This window comes from Allosphingosinicella indica (genome assembly GCF_900177405.1).
Classification (GTDB): Bacteria; Pseudomonadota; Alphaproteobacteria; order Sphingomonadales; family Sphingomonadaceae; genus Allosphingosinicella; species Allosphingosinicella indica.
Genome location: NZ_LT840185.1, coordinates 1,269,117 through 1,290,433, shown reverse-complemented (window position 1 = coordinate 1,290,433; position 21,317 = coordinate 1,269,117). Strand labels below are relative to the sequence as shown.

Annotated in this window: 20 protein-coding genes and 1 tRNA gene; 14 read left to right on the top strand and 7 right to left on the bottom strand. The window is 67.4% G+C overall.

All coding sequences use genetic code 11. The features are described from left to right. Positions 1-12: 12 nt before the first annotated feature. Entirely contained in the window at positions 13-1,326 is a 1,314-nt protein-coding gene (locus tag B9N75_RS06370) for a PAS domain-containing protein (RefSeq protein ID WP_085218044.1), read from the bottom strand. A 197-nt stretch (positions 1,327-1,523) separates the two neighbouring features. On the opposite strand from B9N75_RS06370, the gene B9N75_RS06365 reads away from it, so the two are divergent. The 7 genes from B9N75_RS06365 to B9N75_RS06335 all read left to right on the top strand — a co-directional run bounded on the left by B9N75_RS06365 (position 1,524) and on the right by B9N75_RS06335 (position 7,430). Beyond that, positions 1,524-1,599 (top strand) — tRNA-Thr (locus B9N75_RS06365). Between the two features lie 108 nt (positions 1,600-1,707). Beyond that, positions 1,708-2,490 (top strand): exodeoxyribonuclease III, encoded by a 783-nt coding sequence (xth, locus tag B9N75_RS06360; RefSeq protein WP_085218043.1) that lies wholly within the window; start codon positions 1,708-1,710, stop codon positions 2,488-2,490. A gap of 551 nt (positions 2,491-3,041) precedes the next feature. After that, entirely contained in the window at positions 3,042-3,695 is a 654-nt protein-coding gene (locus B9N75_RS06355) for a glutathione S-transferase family protein (protein WP_085218042.1), read from the top strand. Positions 3,696-3,755: 60 nt separating this feature from the next. Next, complete coding sequence (locus B9N75_RS06350; protein WP_085218041.1) at positions 3,756-4,277, top strand: GNAT family N-acetyltransferase; 522 nt, start codon at positions 3,756-3,758, stop codon at positions 4,275-4,277. Positions 4,278-4,335: 58 nt separating this feature from the next. Further along, positions 4,336-5,514, top strand: a complete 1,179-nt coding sequence (locus tag B9N75_RS06345) for a lipase family protein (RefSeq protein ID WP_172840828.1) — start codon at positions 4,336-4,338, stop codon at positions 5,512-5,514. A gap of 61 nt (positions 5,515-5,575) precedes the next feature. Then, entirely contained in the window at positions 5,576-7,096 is a 1,521-nt protein-coding gene (locus B9N75_RS06340; RefSeq protein WP_085218039.1) for a fumarate hydratase, read from the top strand. Positions 7,097-7,106: 10 nt separating this feature from the next. Beyond that, positions 7,107-7,430, top strand: a complete 324-nt coding sequence (locus B9N75_RS06335) for a YnfA family protein (protein WP_085218038.1) — start codon at positions 7,107-7,109, stop codon at positions 7,428-7,430. A gap of 64 nt (positions 7,431-7,494) precedes the next feature. On the opposite strand, the gene B9N75_RS06330 is transcribed toward B9N75_RS06335, so the two are convergent. The 5 genes from B9N75_RS06330 to thrS all read right to left on the bottom strand — a co-directional run bounded on the left by B9N75_RS06330 (position 7,495) and on the right by thrS (position 15,123). Beyond that, positions 7,495-10,299 carry a TonB-dependent receptor gene (locus B9N75_RS06330; RefSeq protein WP_085218037.1) on the bottom strand — a complete coding sequence of 935 codons (2,805 nt, stop codon included), beginning with the start codon at positions 10,297-10,299 and terminating at the stop codon, positions 7,495-7,497. Positions 10,300-10,598: 299 nt separating this feature from the next. Next, complete coding sequence (infC, locus tag B9N75_RS06325) at positions 10,599-11,111, bottom strand: translation initiation factor IF-3 (protein ID WP_085218036.1); 513 nt, start codon at positions 11,109-11,111, stop codon at positions 10,599-10,601. Between the two features lie 156 nt (positions 11,112-11,267). Next, positions 11,268-12,404, bottom strand: coding sequence for a hypothetical protein (locus B9N75_RS06320; RefSeq protein ID WP_085218035.1), 1,137 nt, complete (start codon positions 12,402-12,404; stop codon positions 11,268-11,270). A gap of 39 nt (positions 12,405-12,443) precedes the next feature. Further along, positions 12,444-13,115 carry a helix-turn-helix domain-containing protein gene (locus B9N75_RS06315; protein WP_157123729.1) on the bottom strand — a complete coding sequence of 224 codons (672 nt, stop codon included), beginning with the start codon at positions 13,113-13,115 and terminating at the stop codon, positions 12,444-12,446. Position 13,116: 1 nt separating this feature from the next. Continuing rightward, positions 13,117-15,123, bottom strand: coding sequence for a threonine--tRNA ligase (gene thrS / locus B9N75_RS06310; protein ID WP_085218034.1), 2,007 nt, complete (start codon positions 15,121-15,123; stop codon positions 13,117-13,119). 132 nt (positions 15,124-15,255) lie between these two features. Here thrS and B9N75_RS06305 point away from each other — a divergent pair, with 132 nt between their 5' ends. Beyond that, positions 15,256-15,996 carry an alpha/beta fold hydrolase gene (locus tag B9N75_RS06305; protein WP_085218033.1) on the top strand — a complete coding sequence of 247 codons (741 nt, stop codon included), beginning with the start codon at positions 15,256-15,258 and terminating at the stop codon, positions 15,994-15,996. Continuing rightward, a complete protein-coding gene (locus B9N75_RS06300) occupies positions 15,993-16,820 on the top strand; it encodes a tetratricopeptide repeat protein (RefSeq protein ID WP_244552454.1) in 828 nt (275 codons plus the stop codon). Before B9N75_RS06305 ends, B9N75_RS06300 begins: the two co-directional genes overlap by 4 nt. A gap of 30 nt (positions 16,821-16,850) precedes the next feature. Here the strand turns inward: B9N75_RS06300 and B9N75_RS06295 are convergent, their stop codons facing one another. Then, positions 16,851-17,555: an SIMPL domain-containing protein gene (locus B9N75_RS06295; RefSeq protein WP_157123728.1), complete on the bottom strand. Its 705-nt coding sequence runs from the start codon at positions 17,553-17,555 to the stop codon at positions 16,851-16,853. 74 nt (positions 17,556-17,629) lie between these two features. Here B9N75_RS06295 and B9N75_RS06290 point away from each other — a divergent pair, with 74 nt between their 5' ends. The 5 genes from B9N75_RS06290 to B9N75_RS06270 all read left to right on the top strand — a co-directional run bounded on the left by B9N75_RS06290 (position 17,630) and on the right by B9N75_RS06270 (position 21,285). After that, positions 17,630-18,046 carry a VOC family protein gene (locus tag B9N75_RS06290; protein WP_085218031.1) on the top strand — a complete coding sequence of 139 codons (417 nt, stop codon included), beginning with the start codon at positions 17,630-17,632 and terminating at the stop codon, positions 18,044-18,046. Between the two features lie 213 nt (positions 18,047-18,259). Then, on the top strand, positions 18,260-18,736 hold the full coding sequence (locus B9N75_RS06285) for an ATP-dependent zinc protease family protein (protein WP_085219436.1): 477 nt from the start codon (positions 18,260-18,262) through the stop codon (positions 18,734-18,736). After that, on the top strand, positions 18,733-19,638 hold the full coding sequence (gene rimK / locus B9N75_RS06280) for a 30S ribosomal protein S6--L-glutamate ligase (protein WP_085218030.1): 906 nt from the start codon (positions 18,733-18,735) through the stop codon (positions 19,636-19,638). The genes B9N75_RS06285 and rimK overlap by 4 nt, the downstream gene beginning before the upstream one ends. Before the next feature lie 4 nt (positions 19,639-19,642). Further along, positions 19,643-20,674 carry a succinylglutamate desuccinylase/aspartoacylase family protein gene (locus B9N75_RS06275; RefSeq protein ID WP_085218029.1) on the top strand — a complete coding sequence of 344 codons (1,032 nt, stop codon included), beginning with the start codon at positions 19,643-19,645 and terminating at the stop codon, positions 20,672-20,674. Between the two features lie 185 nt (positions 20,675-20,859). Further along, on the top strand, positions 20,860-21,285 hold the full coding sequence (locus B9N75_RS06270) for a hypothetical protein (RefSeq protein WP_157123727.1): 426 nt from the start codon (positions 20,860-20,862) through the stop codon (positions 21,283-21,285). Positions 21,286-21,317 lie beyond the last annotated feature (32 nt).

Genomic DNA, 21,317 nt, shown 5'->3' with positions numbered 1-21,317 from the left:
TTGACGCTGCTGTCAGGCGGCTTTGCGGATGGCGCGATCGACCAGCGCTTCGTCGCCCGCGACCGGCGCAATGACGGCGAGCCGGCCATCGCCCTCACGCCGCGCGACGAGCAGCACGAATTCCTCCGCGCCGGTGTCGATATCTACGAAGGCGAGCGGCTTGGCGGTGCGCAACGTCGCGCGCGCGCGGGAGCTGCGATCCGGGGCCGCAGCGGGGCGGCGGTGGCGCCGTTCCTCGGCCACCAGCGCCTTGAGGCCGCCGGGGTGCGAGGCGAGGAATGCGGAGAAACCGCCGCTCGCGACGCCCTCGCGCCTGGCATAGCTCAGCGCGGCGGCATATTCGGTGACGCGCGCCTTGTCGTAGCCCACGCCGAAGACGAGCTTGACCACCGGCGTCATCGGCGCGCGCGCCTGCGCGGCGATGCCCGCATCGTCGAGCAGCTCGGCATAATCGTCGGGCGCGGCATCGGCGGCGATGGCGAAATCATGCGCGAGCGCGAGCGTTTCATAGAGCGCGGCGCGGCTGCGCGCATCGGCGCCCGCGGCGGCATCGGCGCAATCGCGCGCCGCCGCCAGCCGATCGGCAAGGCCCGCGTCGTCGGAGAGCGAGAAGGCGAACCCGGTGGCATCGCGATCAACGCCCAGTTCGAGCCCCTGATCGATGAGATCTACGGGCGGCACGTGCGGCGCGGACGCACTCTCGGCGCTCGGCCCATCGGCCCAGACGGGAACCGCGGCCTGCGGCGGCATCGTCGGCGCGGCGCGTTCGATCTCGCGTGCCAGCGCATCGGCAGTCGCGCTGTCGGCGGACTCCTTCCAGTTAATCACGCCATAGATGAAATCGATCGTGTCGCCGTCCGAGGACAATGGCATCAATATGCCGCGATACATGGTGTTGAGCCCGCGCTGGCCGACGAACTCGGCCTCGAAGCCGATCGGCGCGCAATTGGCGATGATCTGGAGATAATGATCGGTGAGCCGCGACAGCAAAGAGCGCGGCGGCACCTCGCTGATAAAGGCGATGTCGTGATCGAGCCCACACTCGCGGCGCAGGTCCGCGCCGACGAAGGCGATCGCGGGATCGTCGCTGCCCGCCGAGAAATCGAGCAGTACGCTGTGCGGCCCGAAATCGTCGATGCCGGCGGGATCGACGTCCTGGATCGAAGGGTAGGCGCGACCGCCGAGCAGCGAGACCCAATAATTATAGGCGCGCACGTGCATCCGGCGCTCGTCCAGCCCGATCGCGGGCGGCGCGTCCATGACCGGCTCGTCGTCTGCGGGATAATCCGCGCCGACGCCGTCCTCGAACGCCCGATAGCTGTCCATTCCCGCCCTGTCCAAAGTGACGCCCCTGTCTTTTCGAGGGCGGACGATGCACGCGGCATGGTTGAAATTGGGTTAAGTTCTGGCTGCGGAGCGCGCGGGCGAAAGCGCGGCGCGCGCGGCCGCCGCGCCCGCCCGGCCGCGCCCGCTTGTCTTCCCCCAAGCGCGCTGATAAGGCCCCGCGCACGCCGGATCGGCAAGCCGCTTTAGCTCAGCTGGTAGAGCACATCATTCGTAATGATGGGGTCAGGTGTTCGAGTCACCTAAGCGGCACCAGCGTTTCCCACCCCGCCTCTATTTACTCTCTGCGGCGCTTCGCCTGCGCCCCGGGTTCGACGCCGCGCGTTGCGCTCGATAGGCTGAAGCCGGCGATCGAGGTGGCCCGTGCGGATTGCGAGTTTCAACGTCAACGGCGTCAACGGGCGGCTCCCCGTGCTGCTGCGGTGGCTGGAAGAGACGACGCCCGACATCGTCTGCCTGCAAGAGCTGAAAAGCCCCGACGAACGCTTCCCCGAAGCGGCGATCGCGGCGCTCGGCTATGACGCGGTCTGGTACGGCCAGCCGCGCTGGAACGGCGTCGCGATCCTGAGCCGCGTCGGCGCGATCCACGAAACGCGCCGCGGACTGCCGGGAACGGACGACGGCCAGAGCCGCTATCTCGAAGCCGCGGTCGCCGGCATACTTATCGGCTGTCTCTACCTCCCCAACGGCAATCCGCGCCCCGGCCCGAAATTCGACTACAAGCTGGCGTGGATCGACCGGCTGCTGGCCCACGCGAGGGAGCTGATTGCTGCCGACGTGCCGGCGGTGCTGGCGGGCGACTTCAACATCATCCCCACGCCCGCCGACGTCTATAAGCCCGAGCGCTGGACCGAAGACGCGCTCTATGTCGAGCCGGTGCGCGCGGCGTTCGCGGCGCTCGAAAAGCAGGGCTGGAAGGACGCACTCCGATCGCTGCATCCCGGCGCGACGATCTACACATTCTGGGATTATTTCCGGCAAGCCTATCAGCGCGACGCGGGCCTGCGGATTGATCATCTCATGCTGGCGCCGAAACTCGCCAAGCGCCTGAAAGCGGCGGGGGTGGACCGCGATGTGCGCGGCTGGACCAAAGCCAGCGACCACGCGCCGGTGTGGATCGAGCTGAAGGGCGGACGCGCGAAATGACGCTCGCGATCAATACAATCCGGGTTTGAGCCGGTGCGGCTTCAAAGCCGGTCGTGCCCGGTGGAAGTTTCGCGTTGATACGGGGCGACTTTTGCGGTCGCCGGCCCGCGGCCCTGCCTCGCAGTCGGGCTCCGCGGTGTCATCAGCTCGCGGGGTCGCCTTAGATTCCGACAGTTCAATTTCGCAATGCGTGTGCCGATCGTCCCACATCGGAAAGCGCGCCTCAGCCAGCCAAGTTTGCAGGCGACATCGTGCCACCCATTTAACACAGCATGACACATCATTCGCGCTTTTTGGACGAAATTGTGCGCCTTTCCGCGCCCCAATCTTGCATCCTTTGGCGACCCACCGTCGAGTGGCCAAGGCGTGTGTCGGGGCGTTCGCAGGAGCGCATCCACAACTGAGGCAATGGACTGACCAGCGATCGTAAGCACGCCGGCCGTGCATGGGCTGCGGTTATGCTTGGCCTGCTCGATCAGGCTTTCGCGGCGGGATTTGCCCAAAAGTCCATGATATCGGTGGTGGTTTGTAGCGGGATACGAAAACCAGTCATGACCATAGAGCTTTTCGCCCACCCCTTCTCCTCCTACTGCCAGAAGGCGATCACCGCTTTCTACGAGAACGGCATCCCGTTCGCGCTGAGGATGCTGGAGCCGGGCAATGCGGCGCAGGCGGAGCTGGCGGCGATCTGGCCGATCGGCAAGTTCCCCGTGCTGCGCGAGGGCGGGCGGGTGGTGCCCGAGGCGACGAGCATCGTCGAATATCTCCACATCCATCATCGCGGGCCGGTGCCGCTGATCCCGGACGATCCCGATGCGGCGCTGGAGGTGCGCACGCTCGACCGCTTTTTCGACAATTATGTCGCGACGCCGCAGCAGCGGATCGTCTTCGATCACATGCGCGCCGAGGCGGACCGTGATCCCATCGCCGTCAAGGATGCGCGCGCGGCGCTCGACAAGGCCTATGCCTGGCTCGACGCACATATGGCGGATCGCGAATGGGCGGCGGGCGACTTCAGCCTCGCCGACGTCTCGGCCGGGCCGCAGCTCTTCTATGCCGACTGGAGCCACCCGATGGACGGGCGCTTCCCAAATGTCGCCGCCTATCGCGCGCGGTTGATGGCGCGGTCCGCCTTCGCCCGCGCGATCGACGAGGCGCGGCCGTGGCGCGCCTATTTTCCGGGCGGCGCACCAGACCGCGACTGAGCGCATGTGAAAAGATCACCGCTGCTGGGCGAGGGCATCGGGCGACGGTAAGACATCGCCATGTCCTCCGTCGCGATCCGCACGCTCGATGGCCACGCCGCGGCAGAGGCCGTGCCCCACCTCGGCGAAGTGCTGATCGACAGCGTGGAGGGCGGCGCCTCGGTAGGCTTTCTCGCCCCGCTCGACCAGGCGCGCGCCGAAGAATTCTGGCGCAGCATCGCCGCCAGCGTCGCGGCGGAGCGGCGCGTGCTGATCGTGGCGGAAGAGGCGGGCGCGATCCTCGGCACCGCCGTGCTCAGCCTCGCGCAGGCGGAGAACCAGCCGCATCGCGCCGATCTCGGCAAGGTGCTTGTTCGGCGCAGCGCGCGGTGCCGCGGCATCGGCGCCCGGCTGATGGCGGCGGCGGAAGCCGAAGCGCTCGCCCGCGGGCGCACGCTCCTCGTCCTAGACACCGCGACGCCGGAAGCGGAACGGCTCTACGAACGCACCGGCTGGACCCGCGTCGGCGCGGTGCCGCACTTTGCCCTGATGCCCGACGGCACCCACTGCGCCACCACATTCTTCTACAAGAGCCTCGCCTGACGGCTCGCGCTTCGCGCCCGACCGTGGCAAGATGGCGGCGGGCAAGGGGGATGTCGCGATGGCCTCCATCAACCTGAGAAATCGGCGAAGGCTGGTCTCGGTGCTGCTGCTGGCGGCGACGATCGTGCTGGCGGCGCTCTGGTCGACGCGGCCGGCGCCCGCGGACCCCTTCTACGAACCTCCGTCGAGTGCCATCGGCCCGCCCGGACGACTGATCCGGGCCGAGCCTTTCAGCCGCAACGTATCGTCGCGCGCACAAGGATGGCGGATCCTCTATGCGACGACACGTGCGGACGGCACGCCGGCGGTGGCGAGCGGGCTGGTGGTGGTGCCGCGCGCGCCGTCTGCCGGGCCGCGTCCGACGATCGCCTGGGCGCACGGCACCACCGGCATCGCGCAGGGCTGCGCGCCCTCTCGGCTCGTCGATCCCTTCCAGAACGTGCCCGCGGTGGGCGCGGTAATCGGCAACGGCTGGGCCTATGTTGCCAGCGATTATGTCGGGCTGGGGACCGGCGGCGGCCATGCCTATCTGGTCGGCGAGGAAGCGGCGCGCGGCGTGCTGGACGCGGTCCGCGCCGCCCGCCAGATCCCCGAGGCCCACCTCGGCACGCAGACGATCGTCTGGGGCCATTCGCAGGGTGGCCATTCCGCGCTGTGGACGGGCGCCAGCGCTTATGCGCCCGACGTGCCGCTCGCCGGGGTCGCGGCGATGGCGCCGGCGAGCGATCTCCCCGCGCTGTTCACCGCATCCGCCGACAATGTGTTCGGCAAGATCGTGTCCGCTTATGTCGTCACGCGCTACGCCGCTGCTTATCCGGAGGTGCGGCCGGCCGATTATGGCGCGGACCGCATGCTGGTTCGCGCGATCGCCAATCGCTGCGTGGGCGGGCGCGAGGTGATCATCCCCGCAATCGAGGCATTGCTCGTGGGGCCCATCTTCACCCGCCCGCCGCGCGAGGGACCGCTAGGGGCGAGGCTCGCCGAGAACGTCCCCACGGGTGGCGTCGCCGCACCTTTGCTCATCGCGCAGGGCGAGGCGGACGATCTCGTTCTCCCCGCCATCCAGGACGGCTACGTCGCGGCGCGTTGCCGGGCCGGACAGCCGATCGACTATCGCCGCTATGCCGGCCGCGATCACCTTTCGTTGCTGGCGGCGGATTCGCCCTTCCCGCGCGAGCTGGTCGCTTGGACACGCGATCGGATCGCGGGGAAGCCCGCCGCGGATCGCTGCGCCTGATTGGACGCACGCGGCAAAGCGCGTAACGGGACTTCGGGATTTCAGGAACGGGGACAGCGACGTGACCACCACCATTCGCCCGGACGACCTTATCGAGAGCGTCGCCGATGCGCTGCAGTTCATCAGCTACTATCACCCGATGGATTATATCCGCGCGCTGGGCGATGCTTATGCGGCCGAGGAAAGCCCGGCGGCGAAGGATGCGATCGCGCAGATCCTGACCAACAGCCGGATGTGCGCCGAGGGGCACCGGCCGATCTGTCAGGACACGGGAATCGTCACCGTGTTCGTCAAATGGGGGCAGGACTGCCGGCTGGAAGGCGACCGGTCGCTCCAGCAGGTGATCGATGAAGGCGTGCGCCGCGCCTATCGCAATCCCGAAAATCCCCTGCGCGCCTCGATCCTCGCCGATCCCGCCTTCGGCCGCGTCAACACCAAGGACAATACCCCTTCCGTCCTTCACCTCGAGATGGTGCCGGGCGGCAAGGTGCATATCGACGTCGCGGCGAAGGGCGGCGGCAGCGAGAACAAGTCGAAGTTCAAGATGCTGAACCCGTCGGACTCGATCGTAGACTGGGTGCTGGAGATGGTGCCGCAGATGGGCGCCGGCTGGTGCCCGCCGGGGATGCTGGGCATCGGCATCGGCGGCACCGCGGAGAAAGCGATGCTTCTCGCCAAGGAAAGCCTGATGGGCGCGATCGACATGGCGCAACTGAAGCAGCGCGGCCCGTCGTCGAAGATCGAGGAGCTGCGCATCGAGCTGTTCGACAAGGTCAACGATCTCGGCATCGGCGCGCAGGGGCTGGGCGGGCTCTCGACCATCCTCGACGTCAAGATCCTCGACTGGCCGACCCATGCGGCATCCAAGCCGGTGGCGATGATCCCCAATTGCGCTGCGACCCGCCACGCCCATTTCACGCTCGATGGCTCCGGTCCGGCCTATCTGGAGACGCCCAACCTTTCCGACTGGCCGGAGGTCAATTGGACCCCCGACAAGGCCGCCAAGCGCGTCGATCTCGACACGCTGACGCCCGAGGTGGTGCAGAGCTGGACGCATGGCGACCGGCTGCTGCTGAGCGGCAAGATGCTCACCGGCCGCGATGCCGCGCACAAACGGATCAAGGACATGCTCGACCGGGGTGAGCCGCTGCCGGTCGATTTCGCGGGCCGCGTCATTTATTATGTCGGGCCGGTCGATCCGGTGGGCGAGGAAGTGGTTGGCCCCGCCGGCCCCACCACCGCGACGCGGATGGACAAGTTCACCCGCATGATGCTCGAGCAGGGGCTGCTGGCGATGGTCGGCAAGGCCGAGCGCGGGCCGGCCGCGACTGAGGCGATCCGCGACCATAAGTCCGCCTATCTGATGGCGGTGGGCGGCGCCGCCTATCTCGTCGCGCGCGCGATCAAGGGATCGAAGGTCGTCGGCTTCGCTGATCTCGGCATGGAGGCGATCTACGAGTTCGAGGTGCAGGACTTCCCCGTCACCGTCGCGGTCGATGCGGCGGGCGAGAACGTCCACCATCTCGCCCCGCTCGTCTGGCGCGAGAAGATCGCCAAGGCGAAGGCGCTGGCCGACGCCTGAGCGGCCGGCGATGCCGACAATCCTTGCTTATGCCGGCGCCGCGCTGGCGGAGATCGCCGGCTGCTTCGCCTTCTGGGCGTGGCTGCGGCTGGGCAAGAGCGCGTGGTGGGTGCTGCCCGGCCTCGCCGCGCTCGCGCTCTTCGCCTGGCTGCTCACCTTCGTCGAGGCTGACCATGCGGGCCGCGCCTATGCCGCCTATGGCGGCGTCTATATCGCCGCGGCGCTGGTGTGGTTGTGGGCGGTCGAAGGCGCAGTGCCCGATCGCTGGGATCTGATCGGCGCTTCGCTCTGCCTTGCTGGCGCGGCCGTCATCCTGCTCGGGCCGCGCGGCTGAACCCCGGACAAGAAAACGGGTCCCGGCGTTTCCGCCGGAGCCCGTTTTTCCCTCCCCTTATCCGTTAGAAGCGGGTGCGCAACGTCACGCCGTAGGTGCGCGGCTCGGCGAGGTAGCTCGAGAAGAGCTGCTGCGCCGAAGCGAACCCGCCGGTCGCGCCGAACGCCTGGACCTGGGCCACCGTGCCGGCGCCCTGGAACGGCGTGTTGAACGCCACCTGCTGATACTTTTCGTTGAAGATGTTCTGGCCCCAGAATTCGAGCGACCAGCGCGAGTCTGCGCCGCGGACGCCGACGCGGGCGTTGACCAGCACGTAACCGTCCTGCTCCTTTTCGGGGAACAGATCGGAGCCGGTGTTGTAGTCGGAGGTCGCGCGGGTATCGACGTAGAACAGGCCGGAGAGGCCCGATCCGCCGATCGGCGGCGTCCAGGTGAGGGACGCGGTGATCACGTTCTTCGGCGCGTTCGAGAGCTGATCGCCGGCGAGCAGGAAGAGCGCGGGATCGAGCGCCTCGCCCGACGAGCTGCCGACGAGGTTACGCCGGTAGCGCGTGTTGGCATAGGTGTAGCCCGCGGTGATGACGATATCGTCATGCGGGTACATCGCGCCTTCCAGCTCGAAGCCGCTGGAGCGGACGCCCGGCTTCACCTTGCCGGCGCAGATGCCCGTCGCACGGCTGTTGTCGGTGTCGCCGCCGTTCAGATCGTCGGCGCAGGACGAGATGTTCTGCACCACGAAGATCGAGCCGTTGAAGGTGTTGAGCTGGAAGTTACGGAAATCCTGCCGGAAGATCGCGCCGTTGAGCGTGAAGCCGCGCCCCGACCATTTGAAGCCGAGCTCGTAGGCGTCGACCTTCTCCGGCTCGAACTGCAACCCGTCGGCATCGGCATTGGTGCGCGGCGAGAAGACACCGTTCGGCCCGCCGAGTTCCGAGCGGTCGAGGTTGAAGCCGCCCGCCTTGTAGCCCTTCGAATAGCTGGCGTAGGTCAGCAGCCTGTCGGTCGCCTTCATCGAGAGGACGGCGGTCCCGGTCAGCTCGTCCTCGTCACGCTTGCTCCGGAGATCGAGCGCGTTGAGCGTCGAGCTCGAGTTGCCGACGCACGACAAGGTGATGATGCCGCCTGCGGTAGCCGCGAGCGCCGGGTTGGCGAGCAGCGGGCCGAGCGCGGCCTGCTGCTGCGGACAGATCGTGTTGTTATTGTCGAAATCGGCGCGGAATTTCTTGGTCTCGTTGGTGTAGCGCGCGCCGAGCGTCAGGCTGAGCCGCTCGGTGATGTTGATGATGTTGTGGGTGAAGAAGGCGTAGTTCTGGCTCTTCTGACCGTAGAAGGCGCGATTGTCGCCGACATCGTTAACCTGGCTCAGGCGATCGAGCCCGGCGAGGATCAGCGGCGTCGCGGCGCCGAACGCTGGCGTCGTGCCGGGGACGAGGCCTTGGACGATCGCGCGGCCGGTGGGGCTGAGGCAGCCCGGCGCGCCGGCCTGACGGAAGGCGAACAGCGGGCTCGGCTGCTGCGCGGAACCGGCGATGGCGCGGCAAGCGGCGAAGGCGCCGTACTGCGTGCCGAACTTGAAATTGTCGAGCAGGCGGAGGTTCTCGTCGGCGAAATAGGCGCCCACCAGCCAGTCGAACTTGTCGTCGAACGCGGTGCCCTGCAGCCTCAGCTCCTGGCTGAAGGTGCGGAAGCGGCGCGACGCGTTGCCGTCGTCGGCGCGGTAGGCGATGTCGACATTGCCATAATCGAAGTCGCCGGCGCCGCCCGATTTGTAATAGCGATAGCCGGTGATCGAGGTGAGCGTCGCGCCACCGAAATCATAATCGGCCTGCAGCGAGATGCCGTAATCCTCGGTGTCGTTGCGATAGGTACGGTTCGGCGAGAGCGCGATCTGGCGGTTGTAGGGGTCACCCGCGCTGGGCAGCACGCCGCCGAGATCGCGCAGGATGGTGACGATGCGATTGGTCGGGTTGGTCGCGAAATCGCCGGGGACGCCCGGCGTCGGATCGAAGGTCTCGCGGGTCGAGACGTAGACCGCGCCGCAGCAGCTCTCGTCGCGCTTGGAATAATCGCCTATCAGGCGGACCGAGAGCAGGTCGTTGGGCTCGTAGAGAAGCTGGCCGCGGACGAAATAGCGGTCGCGGTCGTTGACCCGGCGCTCGTTGCCGCTCTGCGTGACGTTGCGGTAGAAGCCGTCGCGCTCGACGTAGACGCCGTCGAAGCGATAGGCGAGGCCGCTGTCGCCGATCGGGCCGGTGACGCCGCCACCGAGGCGGATGTAATCATAATTGCCGTAGGTCGCCTCCGCATAGCCTTCGTTCTCGAACGAGGGCTTCTTGGAGATGATGTTGATGAGGCCGGCGGACGCGTTGCGGCCGAACAGCGTGCCCTGCGGGCCGCGCAGCACTTCGATCCGCTCGATCTCGCCGAGCTCGTTGAGGCCGATGCCCGAACGCGAGCGATAGACGCCGTCGATGAACACCGCGACCGAGGATTCGAGGCCGGGGTTGTCGCCGACCGTGCCGATGCCGCGGATACGCGCCGAGCCATTGGCTTCCGAACCGGTCGACGACACGAGCAGCGACGGCGCGAGCTGATTGAGCTGGCGGATATCATTGGCACCGGAGTTCTGCAGCGACTGCGCGTTCACGACGTTCACCGCGATCGGCACGTCCTGCAGCGCCTGCGCGCGGCCCTGCGCGGTGACGATGATTTCCTGGCCGCCGTAATTGTCGGACGGAGCGGCGTCCGCCTGGACCTGGCCGGCTTCGACCGGACTCGCTTCGGGCTGCGGCTGGGTATTGTCCTGCGCGTGGGCAGGCATCGCCAGCGCAAAAATGCCGGCCGACATGAGCCATGCGTGCTTTTTCATGTTCCCCTCTCCCCGAAACGTTTGTTTCTTTAGGGCAACAGCTATCGCAATCGCGCCGCACCAGCCAACCGAAAAACCGCAGTTTTACGATGCTTTCGGCCGCCATATTGCATTTGCGCAACAAATGAGTTGCGCAATGCAACGCGTGAGAAACCGGCGCTGGCAAGTTGCCCTTACGGAAAGCGGGCGCACGGGACGCTTGTGCCCGGTATGCTTATGAAAGGCCGGGTGTCGCCAAAGAAAAAGGGCCGGCGATCGCCAGCCCCATTTCCCTGATCTTCAGCAATTGGCGCGCGGCGTTACTTGGGCGCCAGCACCATCAGCATCTGGCGGCCTTCCATGCGCGGGTGCTGCTCGACCTTCGCCTGCTCGATGACATCGGCCTGCACGCGCTGGAGGAGGCGCATGCCAAGCTCGCCATGCGCCAGCTCACGGCCGCGGAAGCGCAGGGTGACCTTCACCTTGTCGCCCTCTTCGATGAAGGCGAAGACCTTCTTCATCTTCGTATCATAGTCATGATCGTCGATGTTGGGACGCATCTTGATCTCCTTGATCTCCTGCGTCCTCTGGGTCTTGCGGGCAAGGTTCGCCTTCTTCTGCGCCTCATATTTGAATTTGCCCACATCCAGGAACTTGGCGACGGGCGGATCCGCGTTCGGCGATACCTCAACCAGGTCCAATCCCACTTCGGCCGCCTGCTCGATCGCCTCGGCGGTGAGCATCACACCCAGATTCTCGCCCTGATCGTCGATCACGCGGACCTTCGGCGACTGGATGAATTCGTTGAAGCGGGGGCCGTTCATCGGCGGCATCTGCGGACGCCGGTTGAGAGGGGGACGTATGGGGGCTTCTCCTGTTAGCCGTGGTCTTCCAGCCGCCCACCTAATGCTTGTGCGGGCCGATTGAAAGATGCCCGCCCAAAGCGCCGCCGCTTTTGTCGCGCGATGTGGCCGCAGCGTCGCGGCCGCTTACGCCGCCGGCACCGGCCACAGCCTGTCCGCCGGGCGATTCAGCACCCGCGCCGCGGTGGCATGTAGGGAGGCGGGTGCGAGCCGGCCGGACGCGGTCGCGCGATCGATCCACGCTTCAATATCGCCGCCTGTTTTCGCCCAATTGTCGTCGCCGAGAAGGCCGTAGAGACCCGCTGCGAGGACATGGATGCCGTCGTCCGCCCTGGTCCAGCGATCGGCGGCAACGCGCGCCACGCCCAATTGCTCGCTGATAATCTGGTCCAATGCCTGGGCGATGTCCTCGTTGAGCATGCCTTCCAGCGTGGTGTAGCCCCATTGGGGATCGTGATCGCGGACGATCCGCGGGATCAGCGGATCCTTCGCCAGCACCGCCAGTGCCGCGGTGGCGACGCGGCCCTTCATCGGGATCGGCGGGTGCAGCATCTCGTGCGCGGCGATACGGACGGTGGTGGCGGTATCGTAATCCGCTGCCTGCAGAAAAGTCTGACCCCGCATCTTGGCGCCGTGCGGCTTGGAGAAGGCGAGCAGGACGACGTTGATCATCGGATCGAAGGTGCGGCCGGTCAATTTCTCCTGCCAATTGATGACGTCGTAGCGGGACAAGGCGTTGGCGACCTCGGTGCGCCGCGCATCGAATGCCATGCCAAGCCGCTTGCGGCGGAAATCGGAAAAGCTCGCCGCACGCATCGCCACGAACACCGCGCGCAGGCGCGCAGCATTCGCCGTCAGCCACGGCCATTCGGGGACATCGCCCTCGATGCCCGGCCGTACCAGCCCGTCGAGATTGGCCAGGGTGGCGATGACCGCATCGATCGAATCGAGCCGCGCGACACTCAGCAGGTTCGCGAGACTCGGCCAGAGCAACCCGAACGGCGATCCGTCCGCTTCGTCGGTGAGTTTGGGGACATCGGCGCGGATCGCAGCGGGCAGGCGCGGCGCGAATGCGGCGACGTCGTCGGCATAATAGTCCATGTAGAGCGAGCGGCCCGACAGCGGCCCCAAGAAGGCGATCGCGTCGAATCCTTCCGATCCGGTCACGTTCCAGCGTGTGCGGATCGCGGGCGCGGCCACGGCAGGGAAGGTAGAAAGCGCGGCAAGCGCGGTGGCGGCGGAAAGGAAGGTGCGGCGGTTCATTGCGTCCGGATAGCCTCTCCGCGCCGCGTGCTCTTGAACCTAATTGACCTCGCGAAACGCGCGCGGCGATCGGCCGAACAGGCGGCCGAGCGCCCGCGTCATGTGCGGCTGATCGGCAAAGCCGTGCCCGGTGGCGATCTGAGCGAGAGGCTCGCTGCCGCCGCGGATCGCGATCGCGGCACGGCGCGCGCGCTGCTCCAGCCGGTAGCGCCGCGGCGAAACGCCATAGGCGAAACGGAAGCCGCGGCTGACGGTCGCATGATCGAGGCCATGGGCGTCGGCCCATACGCAAAGCTGCGGCACCGAGTCCTCAATCAGAGCGGCAGCGAGGAAATCGGGCCAGTCCGAGCTCGCTTCCGGCCCGGGTTGCAGCCCAGCCGTCAGCACATGCGCGGCCTCCAGGGGATCGCGCTCGGCGGTCCGCATGACCGCGTCGGGATCGGCGACGCGCGCCGACGATGCGGTCACGGCGAACGGCATCGCCAGGTTCAATATGTCCGCGCCCTCGCCGCCGAAATCGTCCTGATGCGCCTCGAACGGGCCGTGGAACAGGACATCGCCCGCGCCAACGCGAAAACGCCCGCGATCGCCGCTCTCGACATAGCCGCCGCGCAGCACCAGCGCGGCATAGGCCTGTTCGTGCCGGTGGCGGCCGACGTGGCGCGCGCCCCGCTCCCGCGCGATCTCGCTACCGGGGCGGACGAGCGCCATGTCAGGCGAGATCGGGCGGCGTCGCTTCGGCCTTCAGCCGGGCAATCAACTCGTCCACCGCGATCACTTCCTGACGCTGATCGCCCAGGCGGCGTAGCGCGACGGTGCCCTCCTCCGCCTCGCGCTTGCCGACCACCAGCAGCGCCGGCACCTTGGCTAGGCTGTGCTCGCGCACCTTGTAGTTGATCTTCTCGTTGCGCGTGTCGGCCTCGACGCGCAGCCCCGCGGCGGCGAGCTTGGCGACCACCTCCCGCGCATAATCGTCGGCATCGGAGACGATCGTCGCGACCACCGCCTGCACCGGCGCCAGCCACATCGGCAGCCGCCCGGCGAAATGCTCGATGAGGATGCCGATGAACCGTTCGTAGGAACCGAAGATCGCGCGGTGGAGCATGATCGGCCGATGCCGCTCGCCATCCTCGCCGACATAGCTGGCGTCGAGACGGTCGGGCAGCACGCGGTCCGACTGGATGGTGCCGACCTGCCACGTCCGCCCGATCGCGTCGGTCAGATGCCATTCCAGCTTCGGCGCGTAGAAGGCGCCTTCGCCGGGAAGCTCCTCCCAGCCATAGTCCTCGGTGGCGAGGCCCGCGGCGACCACCGCGTCGCGAAGCTCGGCTTCCGAGAGATCCCACATCTCCTCGGTGCCGAAGCGCTTTTCGGGCCGCAGCGCGAGCTTGATCGCATAGCTGAAGCCGAAATCGCGGTAGATGCGGTCAGCAAGCTTGCAGAAGGCGCGCACCTCGTCGACGATCTGGTCCTCGCGGCAGAAGATATGCGCGTCGTCCTGGGTGAACTGGCGGACGCGCATCAGCCCGTGGAGCGCGCCGTGCGGCTCGTTGCGGTGGCAGCAGCCGTTCTCGTAGAAGCGCAAGGGGAGATCGCGGTACGACTTGATCCCCTGGCGGAAGATCAGGACGTGCGCCGGGCAGTTCATCGGCTTCAGCGCCATCCAGTCGGCATCGTTCGAGACGATCGGTCCCTCATCCTCGACGTTGGGCACCTCGTCCGGAATGACGAACATATTCTCGCGATACTTGCCCCAGTGGCCGGACTGCTCCCATTGGCGCGCGTCCATCACCTGCGGCGTCTTGACCTCCTTGTAGCCCGCGCCGTCGATCGCGCGGCGCATATAGGCCTCCAGCTCGCGCCAGATGACATAGCCCTTGGGATGCCAGAAGACACTGCCGTGCGCTTCCTGCTGGAGGTGGAACAGGTCCATTTCCTGTCCGAGCTTGCGATGATCGCGCTTGGCGGCCTCCTCCAGCTTCAGGAGATGCGCGTCGAGCTGCTTCTTGTTGAGCCAGCCGGTGCCGTAGATGCGGCTCAGCATCGCGTTCTTCTGGTCGCCGCGCCAATAGGCGCCCGACACGCGCGTCAGCTTGAACGCGTCCGGCGCGAGCTTGCCGGTGGAGGCGAGGTGCGGGCCGCGGCACATGTCGAGCCATGCGTCCTCGCCCTTGCCGGCGCGATAGACGGTCAGCTCCTCGCCCTCGGGAAGTTCGGCCGCCCATTCGGCCTTGAACGTCTCGCCCTGCTGCTGCCAGCGCGCGATGAGGTCCGCGCGGCTCCACACTTCGCGGATCAGCGGCTCGTCGCGCGCGATGACGCGGCGCATCGCCTCCTCGATTGCGGGCAGATCCTCCTCGGTGAAGGGGCCGCGTTCGGGATTGGGCGCGAAATCATAATAGAAGCCGTCGTCCGTCGACGGGCCGAAGGTGATCTGCGTGCCGGGAAAGAGGTCCTGCACCGCTTCCGCCAGCACATGCGCATAATCGTGGCGGGCAAGCTCCAGCGCGTCCTTCTCGTCGCGGCTGGTGACCAAAGCGAGCGCGGAATCGCCTTCGAACGGGCGGGTGATGTCGCGCAGCTCGCCGTCCACCCGCGCCGCGATCGCGGCCTTCGCCAGCCCCGGGCCGATCGCCGCGGCGACATCCGCGGGCGTGCTCCCCTCGGGCATCTCCCGCACCGAGCCGTCGGGAAGCGTGATCCTGAAATGCTGCGTCATAGCGAGCGCATGTAGCGATCCCGCCAGCGATGCTCCAGTCCCCACGGTGCTATGCGCGCGGCGGGGCGCTGCCAATTGCGCAAGCGCCATGCTAGGCGGTGATCGCAAGCAACCCCCAACCGATGAGCCCCGATGACCGAACCGCAATATCTCGACGTCGCGCCAGGCCGGCGCATCGCCTATCGCCAGCGCGGCGGGCGGGGGCCGGCGGTGGTGTTTCTGCCGGGCTATGCGTCGGACATGGAGGGAGGCAAGGCGATCGCGCTCGATGCGTGGGCGGGGGAGACGGGCCGCGCGTTCCTGCGCTTCGATTATGGAGGGTGTGGGGTCAGCCCGGGCGATTTCGAGATGCAGACGGCAGAGGGCTGGCGCGACGACGTGCTGGCGCTGATCGACCAGGTTGTCGAAGGGCCGGTGATTCTCGTCGGATCGTCGATGGGCGGGTGGATGATGCTCCACGCGGCGCTGGCGCGGCCGGAGCGGATCGCGGGGCTGGTCGGCATCGCTGCGGCGCCCGATTTCACCTCCTGGGGCTTCACCCAGGATCAGAAGATGACGATCCTGTCCGAAGGGCGGCTCGCGCAACCCTCCATCTATTCCGACCAGCCGACCGTCACCACGCGCGCATTCTGGCAGAGCGGCGAGGCGCTGCGCCTGCTCCATGCGCCGATCGGCATCGACGCACCGGTGCGGCTGCTCCACGGCCAGCGCGATCCCGACGTGCCTTGGGCCTATGCGCTGGAGCTCGCCAAGCTCGTCCGTTCAGCCGACGTGCAGACGCTGTTGATCAAGGACGGCGACCATCGCCTGTCGCGCCCGCAGGACATCGCCCTCCTCATCGCGACGCTGGAAGCCCTGCCGGAGCAGCCATGATTCTTCTTGCCCTCGCCCTTCTCCAGTCGGTCGGCCCCAATCCGCGGGTGCCGATGACCGATCCCATGCTCGAAGAGCCCGCGCCGCGGCCCAAGACCGAGGTGCCGAGCGCGGCGACGGCGCAGCCGCAGGCGGTGCACGCGTCCGACGAGGAGCAGTATCGCCGCTGCGCCGATCTCGCCAAGGCGAACCCCGAGGGTGCGGTGACCTCCGCCAACGAGTGGCTGGTGCGCGGCGGCGGCCTCTTCGCCCGCCAGTGCCTGGGCCTCGCTTATTCGGGGCTGGAACGCTGGGAGCCGGCGGCGACCGCCTTCGAGCAGGCGGCGTCGGAGGCCGAGATCAACCGCGATCCGCGCGGCGCCGATTTCCGCGTCCAGGCGGGCAATGCCTGGCTTGCGGTCGGCAATGCGGCCAGGGCGCGGTCAGCGTTCGATTCGGCGCTCGCCTCCACCGCGCTGACCGAGGAGATGCGCGGCGAGGTCCATCTCGACCGCGCCCGCGCCGTGAAAGCGCTCGGCGACAAGGCGGCCGCGCGCGCCGATGTCGACAAGGCGCTGGCGCTCGTGCCGCAGGATCCGCTCGCCTGGTATCTCTCGTCCGCGCTCGCGCTGGAAGAGCGGCAGCTCGCTCGCGCGCAGGACGATATCGCCAAGGCGGTGGAGCTGGCGCCCGACAATGCCGACCTGCTCGTCTTTGCGGGCAATGTCGCCGGCATTTCGGGCGAGGAGCAGGCCGCCAAGGGCCTCTACACGCGGGCGATCAAGGTGCAGCCCGGTTCGGATGCGGCCAAGGCGGCGCAGGCGGCGTTGACGGCCAACCAGTAAACGCCTCCGCTTGTCCCGAGCGACGATGGGCTACCCCAGATAGAAGTCGATGGTGGTGACGACCCGCACCTTCTGGAAGGGCGAGTCGTTGCCCGATCCGCCGTCCTGCCCGTCGCGCGCGCCGATTGAGAAATAGCCCTGGGTGGCAGATTTGATGCCGCCGACGCCCGTGCCCGAGTCCTTGGCGAATTGCTCAGCGCCCTTGCGTGCATCCTTGGTCGCCTCGGCGATCATCGCGGGCTTGATGTCGTTCAATTTGGTGAAGCTGTAGACCATGCCCGACCCCTCCTCGAGCGCGACGCCGCTCTTGATGAGATCGAACTGGCGGGCATAGGCCGTGCGCGCCTTCATGACGTCGTTGGTACGGAGCTGCAGCCGCCGCCGGACGGTGACGTTGTTCACGCCGCGATTGCTGTCGAAATATTGGTTCACGCTGACGCCCGCGTTGCTGAGCGCATTGTCGGGAAAGCCCTGCGCACGGAAGAAGGCGGCTATCGCGCGGGTGTCGTTGTCGATCGCGCCCTGCACCGCACCGAGCTCGGTGCCCTGCTCGGAATAAGCGATCGTCCAGGTCGCGAGATCGGCGGTGACGTCGCGCTCGGCGAGGCCGCGAACCGTAACCGAGCGTTCGGCCATGCGCGCACGCTTGAGGCCGTCGCCCATCAGATAGCCACCCAGCACGATCCCTGCGGCAAGCAGCGCGGCGGCGATCACGATCGAAGTCAGGCGCGTCATCTGGTCCCCCATCCTTGGCGATCCTATATTGGCGTCACGGCCGCTGTCGCGGCGCTGAACGAAGCGAGCCCCACATGAAATATCTCCACACCATGATCCGCGTCACCGATCCGGAGGCGACCGTTCGCTTCTTCAACCTGCTCGGGCTGAAGGAAGTGCGGCGGATGGACAATGAAGCGGGGCGCTTCACCTTGATCTTCCTCGCCGCGCCGGGCGACGAGGACGCGCAGGTCGAGCTCACCCACAATTGGGACCCGGAGGACTATTCGGGCGGGCGCAATTTCGGCCATCTCGCTTATGCGGTGGACGACATCTACGCGACCTGCGCGCATCTCCAGGACAATGGCGTCACCATCAACCGCCCGCCGCGCGACGGACGCATGGCCTTCGTCCGCACCCCCGACGCTATCTCGATCGAGCTGCTCCAGGCTGGCCCCGCCAAGCCCGCCGCCGAGCCATGGGCCTCGATGCCCAATACCGGCGAATGGTGATCCAAAACGGCGCTATCCCGTAGTTTCCCTAGGGTTGCGTCGCGCGGCGCCAGGCCGCATGTGCTTGCCAAGCCGGGTCGGGCCGCAAGGCCGCCACGGCGGCGGCGGGCCCTCCCCCCACCCATGTGGTCCGCCGCCAGCCGGCCCGGCTTCTTCTCCTTTCCCAACAGCCATTTGGGCTGATAGAAGAGCGCGGCCCAGCGGGGGATGGCGATGGCGAGGCGCGAGCGGCCGGTGATCGGATGGCGCGAATGGGTCGGGCTGCCGTTGCTGGCGCCGATCCCCACTCTCGCCAAGATCGACAGCGGCGCGCGCACCTCGGCCATCCACAGCTTCCGCACCCGCCGGTTCAGCGACGGCGGCGCACCTCATGTCGAATTCATGCTTCACCCCATCCAGCGCCAGCGCCGGCCCGAATATGCCTGCATCGCCGCAGTGGTCGACGAACGGAGGGTGCGCAGTTCCAACGGCGGGTGCGAAACGCGGCTGGTGATCGAGACGCTGGCACGGCTTGGCGACGCCGAATGGCAAATCGAATTGACCTTGGCCAACCGCGACCTGATGGGCTTCCGGATGCTGCTGGGCCGCTCGGCGATTCGGCGGCATTTCATCATCGATCCCGCGCGCTCCTTCCGCCAGTCGCAACGGCTGCCGGGAGCGGTCCGCCCCGCCGAGTCCCTCCCGACATGAAGATCGCCCTGCTGTGCCGCAGCCCGCAGCTCTATTCGCACCAGCGGCTGATCGCCGCAGCGCGCCTGCGCGGGCACGAGATCGATCCGGTCAACCACATCCGCTGCACGCTCGACATCGCCTCCGCGCGCCCGCGCGTGCATTGCAACGGACGGCTGCTCGACGGCTATGACGCGGTGATCCCGCGCATCGGCGCGTCGGTCACCTTCTACGGCACCGCCGTCGTCCGCCAGTTCGAGATGATGGGCGTCTATTGCGTCAATCCGTCGATCGCCATCTCGCGCTCACGCGACAAATTGCGGAGCCTGCAGATCCTCGCGCGCAAGGGCATCGGCCTCCCCGCAACCGTCTTCGCGCACCGCACCTCGAACCCCGAGGAGGTGGTGAGGCTCGCCGGCGGTGCGCCGGTGGTGGTGAAGCTCCTGGAAGGGACGCAGGGCATCGGCGTGGTGCTGGGCGAGACCGAACGCGCGGCGGAGAGCATCATCGAGGCGTTCGGCGGGGTGAACACCAACATCCTGGTGCAGGAATATGTCGCCGAGGCGCGCGGCGAGGACATCCGCTGCATCGTCATCGGCGGGCGCGTGGTCGCGTCGATGATCCGGCGCGGCAAGGAAGGTGAGTTCCGGTCGAACCTCCACCGCGGCGGATCGGCGCGACCGGCGCGGATCAGCCCCGCCGAACGCCGCACCGCGATCGCCGCCGCCAAGGCGATGGGCCTCAACGTCTGCGGCGTCGACATGCTGCGCGCCGCGCGCGGGCCGCTGGTGCTGGAGGTCAACAGCTCGCCGGGCCTCGAAGGGATCGAGCAGGCGACGGGTGTGGACGTCGCGGGCAAGATCGTGGAATTCATCGAGAAGAGCGCCAAGCAGGGGCGCAAGCGCACCGGAAGGACGGCCTGAGACGATGACGCGCGCGCCATTTTCGATCGGGGGCATCGAGGTGGCGGCCGGCGAGCGCAAGCTGGTGAGCCTGCCGATGACCGCGCTCGCCAACCGCACGCCGATGGCGCTGCCGGTGTCGGTGTGTCACGCCGGGGAAGACGGGCCGACGCTGTTCGTCAGCGGCGCGGTGCATGGCGACGAGCTGACCGGGGTCGCGATCTGCCGCAAGCTGCTCGCCGCGCGCTCGATCGGCCTCAAGCGCGGCACGTTGCTGGTGGTGCCGATCGTCAACGCCTTCGGCTTCATTGGCCACAGCCGCTATCTGCCCGATCGGCGCGACTTGAACCGCAGCTTCCCCGGCGCCGCGCGCGGATCGCTTGCCGCGCAGCTTGCGCATCTGTTCCTCAAAGAGATCGTCGGCCGATCGGATTGCGGGATCGATCTGCACAGCGCCGCGATCCACCGATCGAACCTGCCGCAGATCCGGGTCGACAGCCATCAGGAGCGCGCCTACGAGATCGCCCAGGCGTTCGGCGCGCCGATCATCGTCCATTCCGGCTTGCGCGAAGGATCGCTGCGCCAGGCCGCGCAGGCGATGGACGTGCCGGTGATCGTCTATGAAGGCGGCGAGGGGCTGCGCGTCGACGACCTGTCGGTCAGCGTCGGACTGGAGGGCGTGCTGCGCGTCATGGCGCATCTCGGCATGACCGACCGCCGCAACCCGCGCCGCCCGCCGCCCGAACTCGCGATCGGCAGCAAATGGGTGCGCGCCGATGGCAGCGGGCTTTTCCGCCCGTTCCGCGACATCGGCGACCATGTCGCGGAGGGCGAGAAGATCGGCACCGTCGCCGATCCCTATGGCGAGAGCGAGACCGAGCTGAAGGCGAGCATCGGCGGGATCATCATCGGCCGCGCCAACATTCCGGCGATCAACCAGGGCGACGCGCTGTTCCACATCGCCAAGGTCGAGAATGCCTCGCGGCTCGGCGAGCGCTACGACCGGCTTGAGCGCAAGCTCGCCGACACGATGCCCGACGAGGACGAAATCCTCTGATCCACGTCGATATGGTTACCGAAAGGTAAACGGCGCGGTGCGAATCGCCTCGGACTGACACGGGGGCGTAACGGTGCGATCTTCCCTAATACGCCGTTAACTCCGCCTGATTACCTCATGTTGAGCAGGTACGGATTAGCAAGGCACCGTCCGGCGGCTTAGCCGCGTCATGTCGAGTAGAGCCTATGCGTACCATGATCTGCGTTCCGCTGGCATTTGCCGCGGCGCTCGCCCTTGCTCCCGCCATCGCGCATGCTGAACCGGCGCGCATGGAAATCCGCATCAGCGGTATCGTCCCCACCATCTGCCGGGTGGAATTCCCGAGCGCGCCGCGCAGCGACGCCGGTGCGATCGATCTCGGCACCATGTCCGAATTCTGCAATCAGCCCAACGGATACCGCATCCTGCTCCGCCATCCGGCCGGGCTCGACGGGGCGACGCTCTCGGTGGGTGGTTCGCAGATTCCGCTGTCGCCGACCGGCGAGACGGTGGTGGTCGATTCGAACGCGCCTGCGATCAAGCAGAATGCGGTCGCGATCCGCTTCGGCGACGAAGCCGTCGAACTGTCGTCGCTGTCGTTCCGCGCGGAGGCCAAGGGCGCGACCTTCTAAGGGTCGCGCCTCGCCTTTCCCATCGATTCGTT

Coding starts and splice junctions, on each gene's coding strand:
- B9N75_RS06370 (WP_085218044.1), bottom strand. CDS start 1,326: ATGGACAGCTATCGGGCGTTCGAGGACGGCGTCGGCGCGGATTATCCC.
- B9N75_RS06355 (WP_085218042.1), top strand. CDS start 3,042: ATGACCATAGAGCTTTTCGCCCACCCCTTCTCCTCCTACTGCCAGAAG.
- B9N75_RS06350 (WP_085218041.1), top strand. CDS start 3,756: ATGTCCTCCGTCGCGATCCGCACGCTCGATGGCCACGCCGCGGCAGAG.
- B9N75_RS06345 (WP_172840828.1), top strand. CDS start 4,336: ATGGCCTCCATCAACCTGAGAAATCGGCGAAGGCTGGTCTCGGTGCTG.
- B9N75_RS06335 (WP_085218038.1), top strand. CDS start 7,107: ATGCCGACAATCCTTGCTTATGCCGGCGCCGCGCTGGCGGAGATCGCC.
- B9N75_RS06330 (WP_085218037.1), bottom strand. CDS start 10,299: ATGAAAAAGCACGCATGGCTCATGTCGGCCGGCATTTTTGCGCTGGCG.
- infC (WP_085218036.1), bottom strand. CDS start 11,111: ATGCCGCCGATGAACGGCCCCCGCTTCAACGAATTCATCCAGTCGCCG.
- B9N75_RS06320 (WP_085218035.1), bottom strand. CDS start 12,404: ATGAACCGCCGCACCTTCCTTTCCGCCGCCACCGCGCTTGCCGCGCTT.
- B9N75_RS06315 (WP_157123729.1), bottom strand. CDS start 13,115: ATGGCGCTCGTCCGCCCCGGTAGCGAGATCGCGCGGGAGCGGGGCGCG.
- thrS (WP_085218034.1), bottom strand. CDS start 15,123: ATGACGCAGCATTTCAGGATCACGCTTCCCGACGGCTCGGTGCGGGAG.
- B9N75_RS06305 (WP_085218033.1), top strand. CDS start 15,256: ATGACCGAACCGCAATATCTCGACGTCGCGCCAGGCCGGCGCATCGCC.
- B9N75_RS06300 (WP_244552454.1), top strand. CDS start 15,993: ATGATTCTTCTTGCCCTCGCCCTTCTCCAGTCGGTCGGCCCCAATCCG.
- B9N75_RS06295 (WP_157123728.1), bottom strand. CDS start 17,555: ATGACGCGCCTGACTTCGATCGTGATCGCCGCCGCGCTGCTTGCCGCA.
- B9N75_RS06290 (WP_085218031.1), top strand. CDS start 17,630: ATGAAATATCTCCACACCATGATCCGCGTCACCGATCCGGAGGCGACC.
- B9N75_RS06285 (WP_085219436.1), top strand. CDS start 18,260: ATGGCGAGGCGCGAGCGGCCGGTGATCGGATGGCGCGAATGGGTCGGG.
- rimK (WP_085218030.1), top strand. CDS start 18,733: ATGAAGATCGCCCTGCTGTGCCGCAGCCCGCAGCTCTATTCGCACCAG.
- B9N75_RS06275 (WP_085218029.1), top strand. CDS start 19,643: ATGACGCGCGCGCCATTTTCGATCGGGGGCATCGAGGTGGCGGCCGGC.
- B9N75_RS06270 (WP_157123727.1), top strand. CDS start 20,860: ATGCGTACCATGATCTGCGTTCCGCTGGCATTTGCCGCGGCGCTCGCC.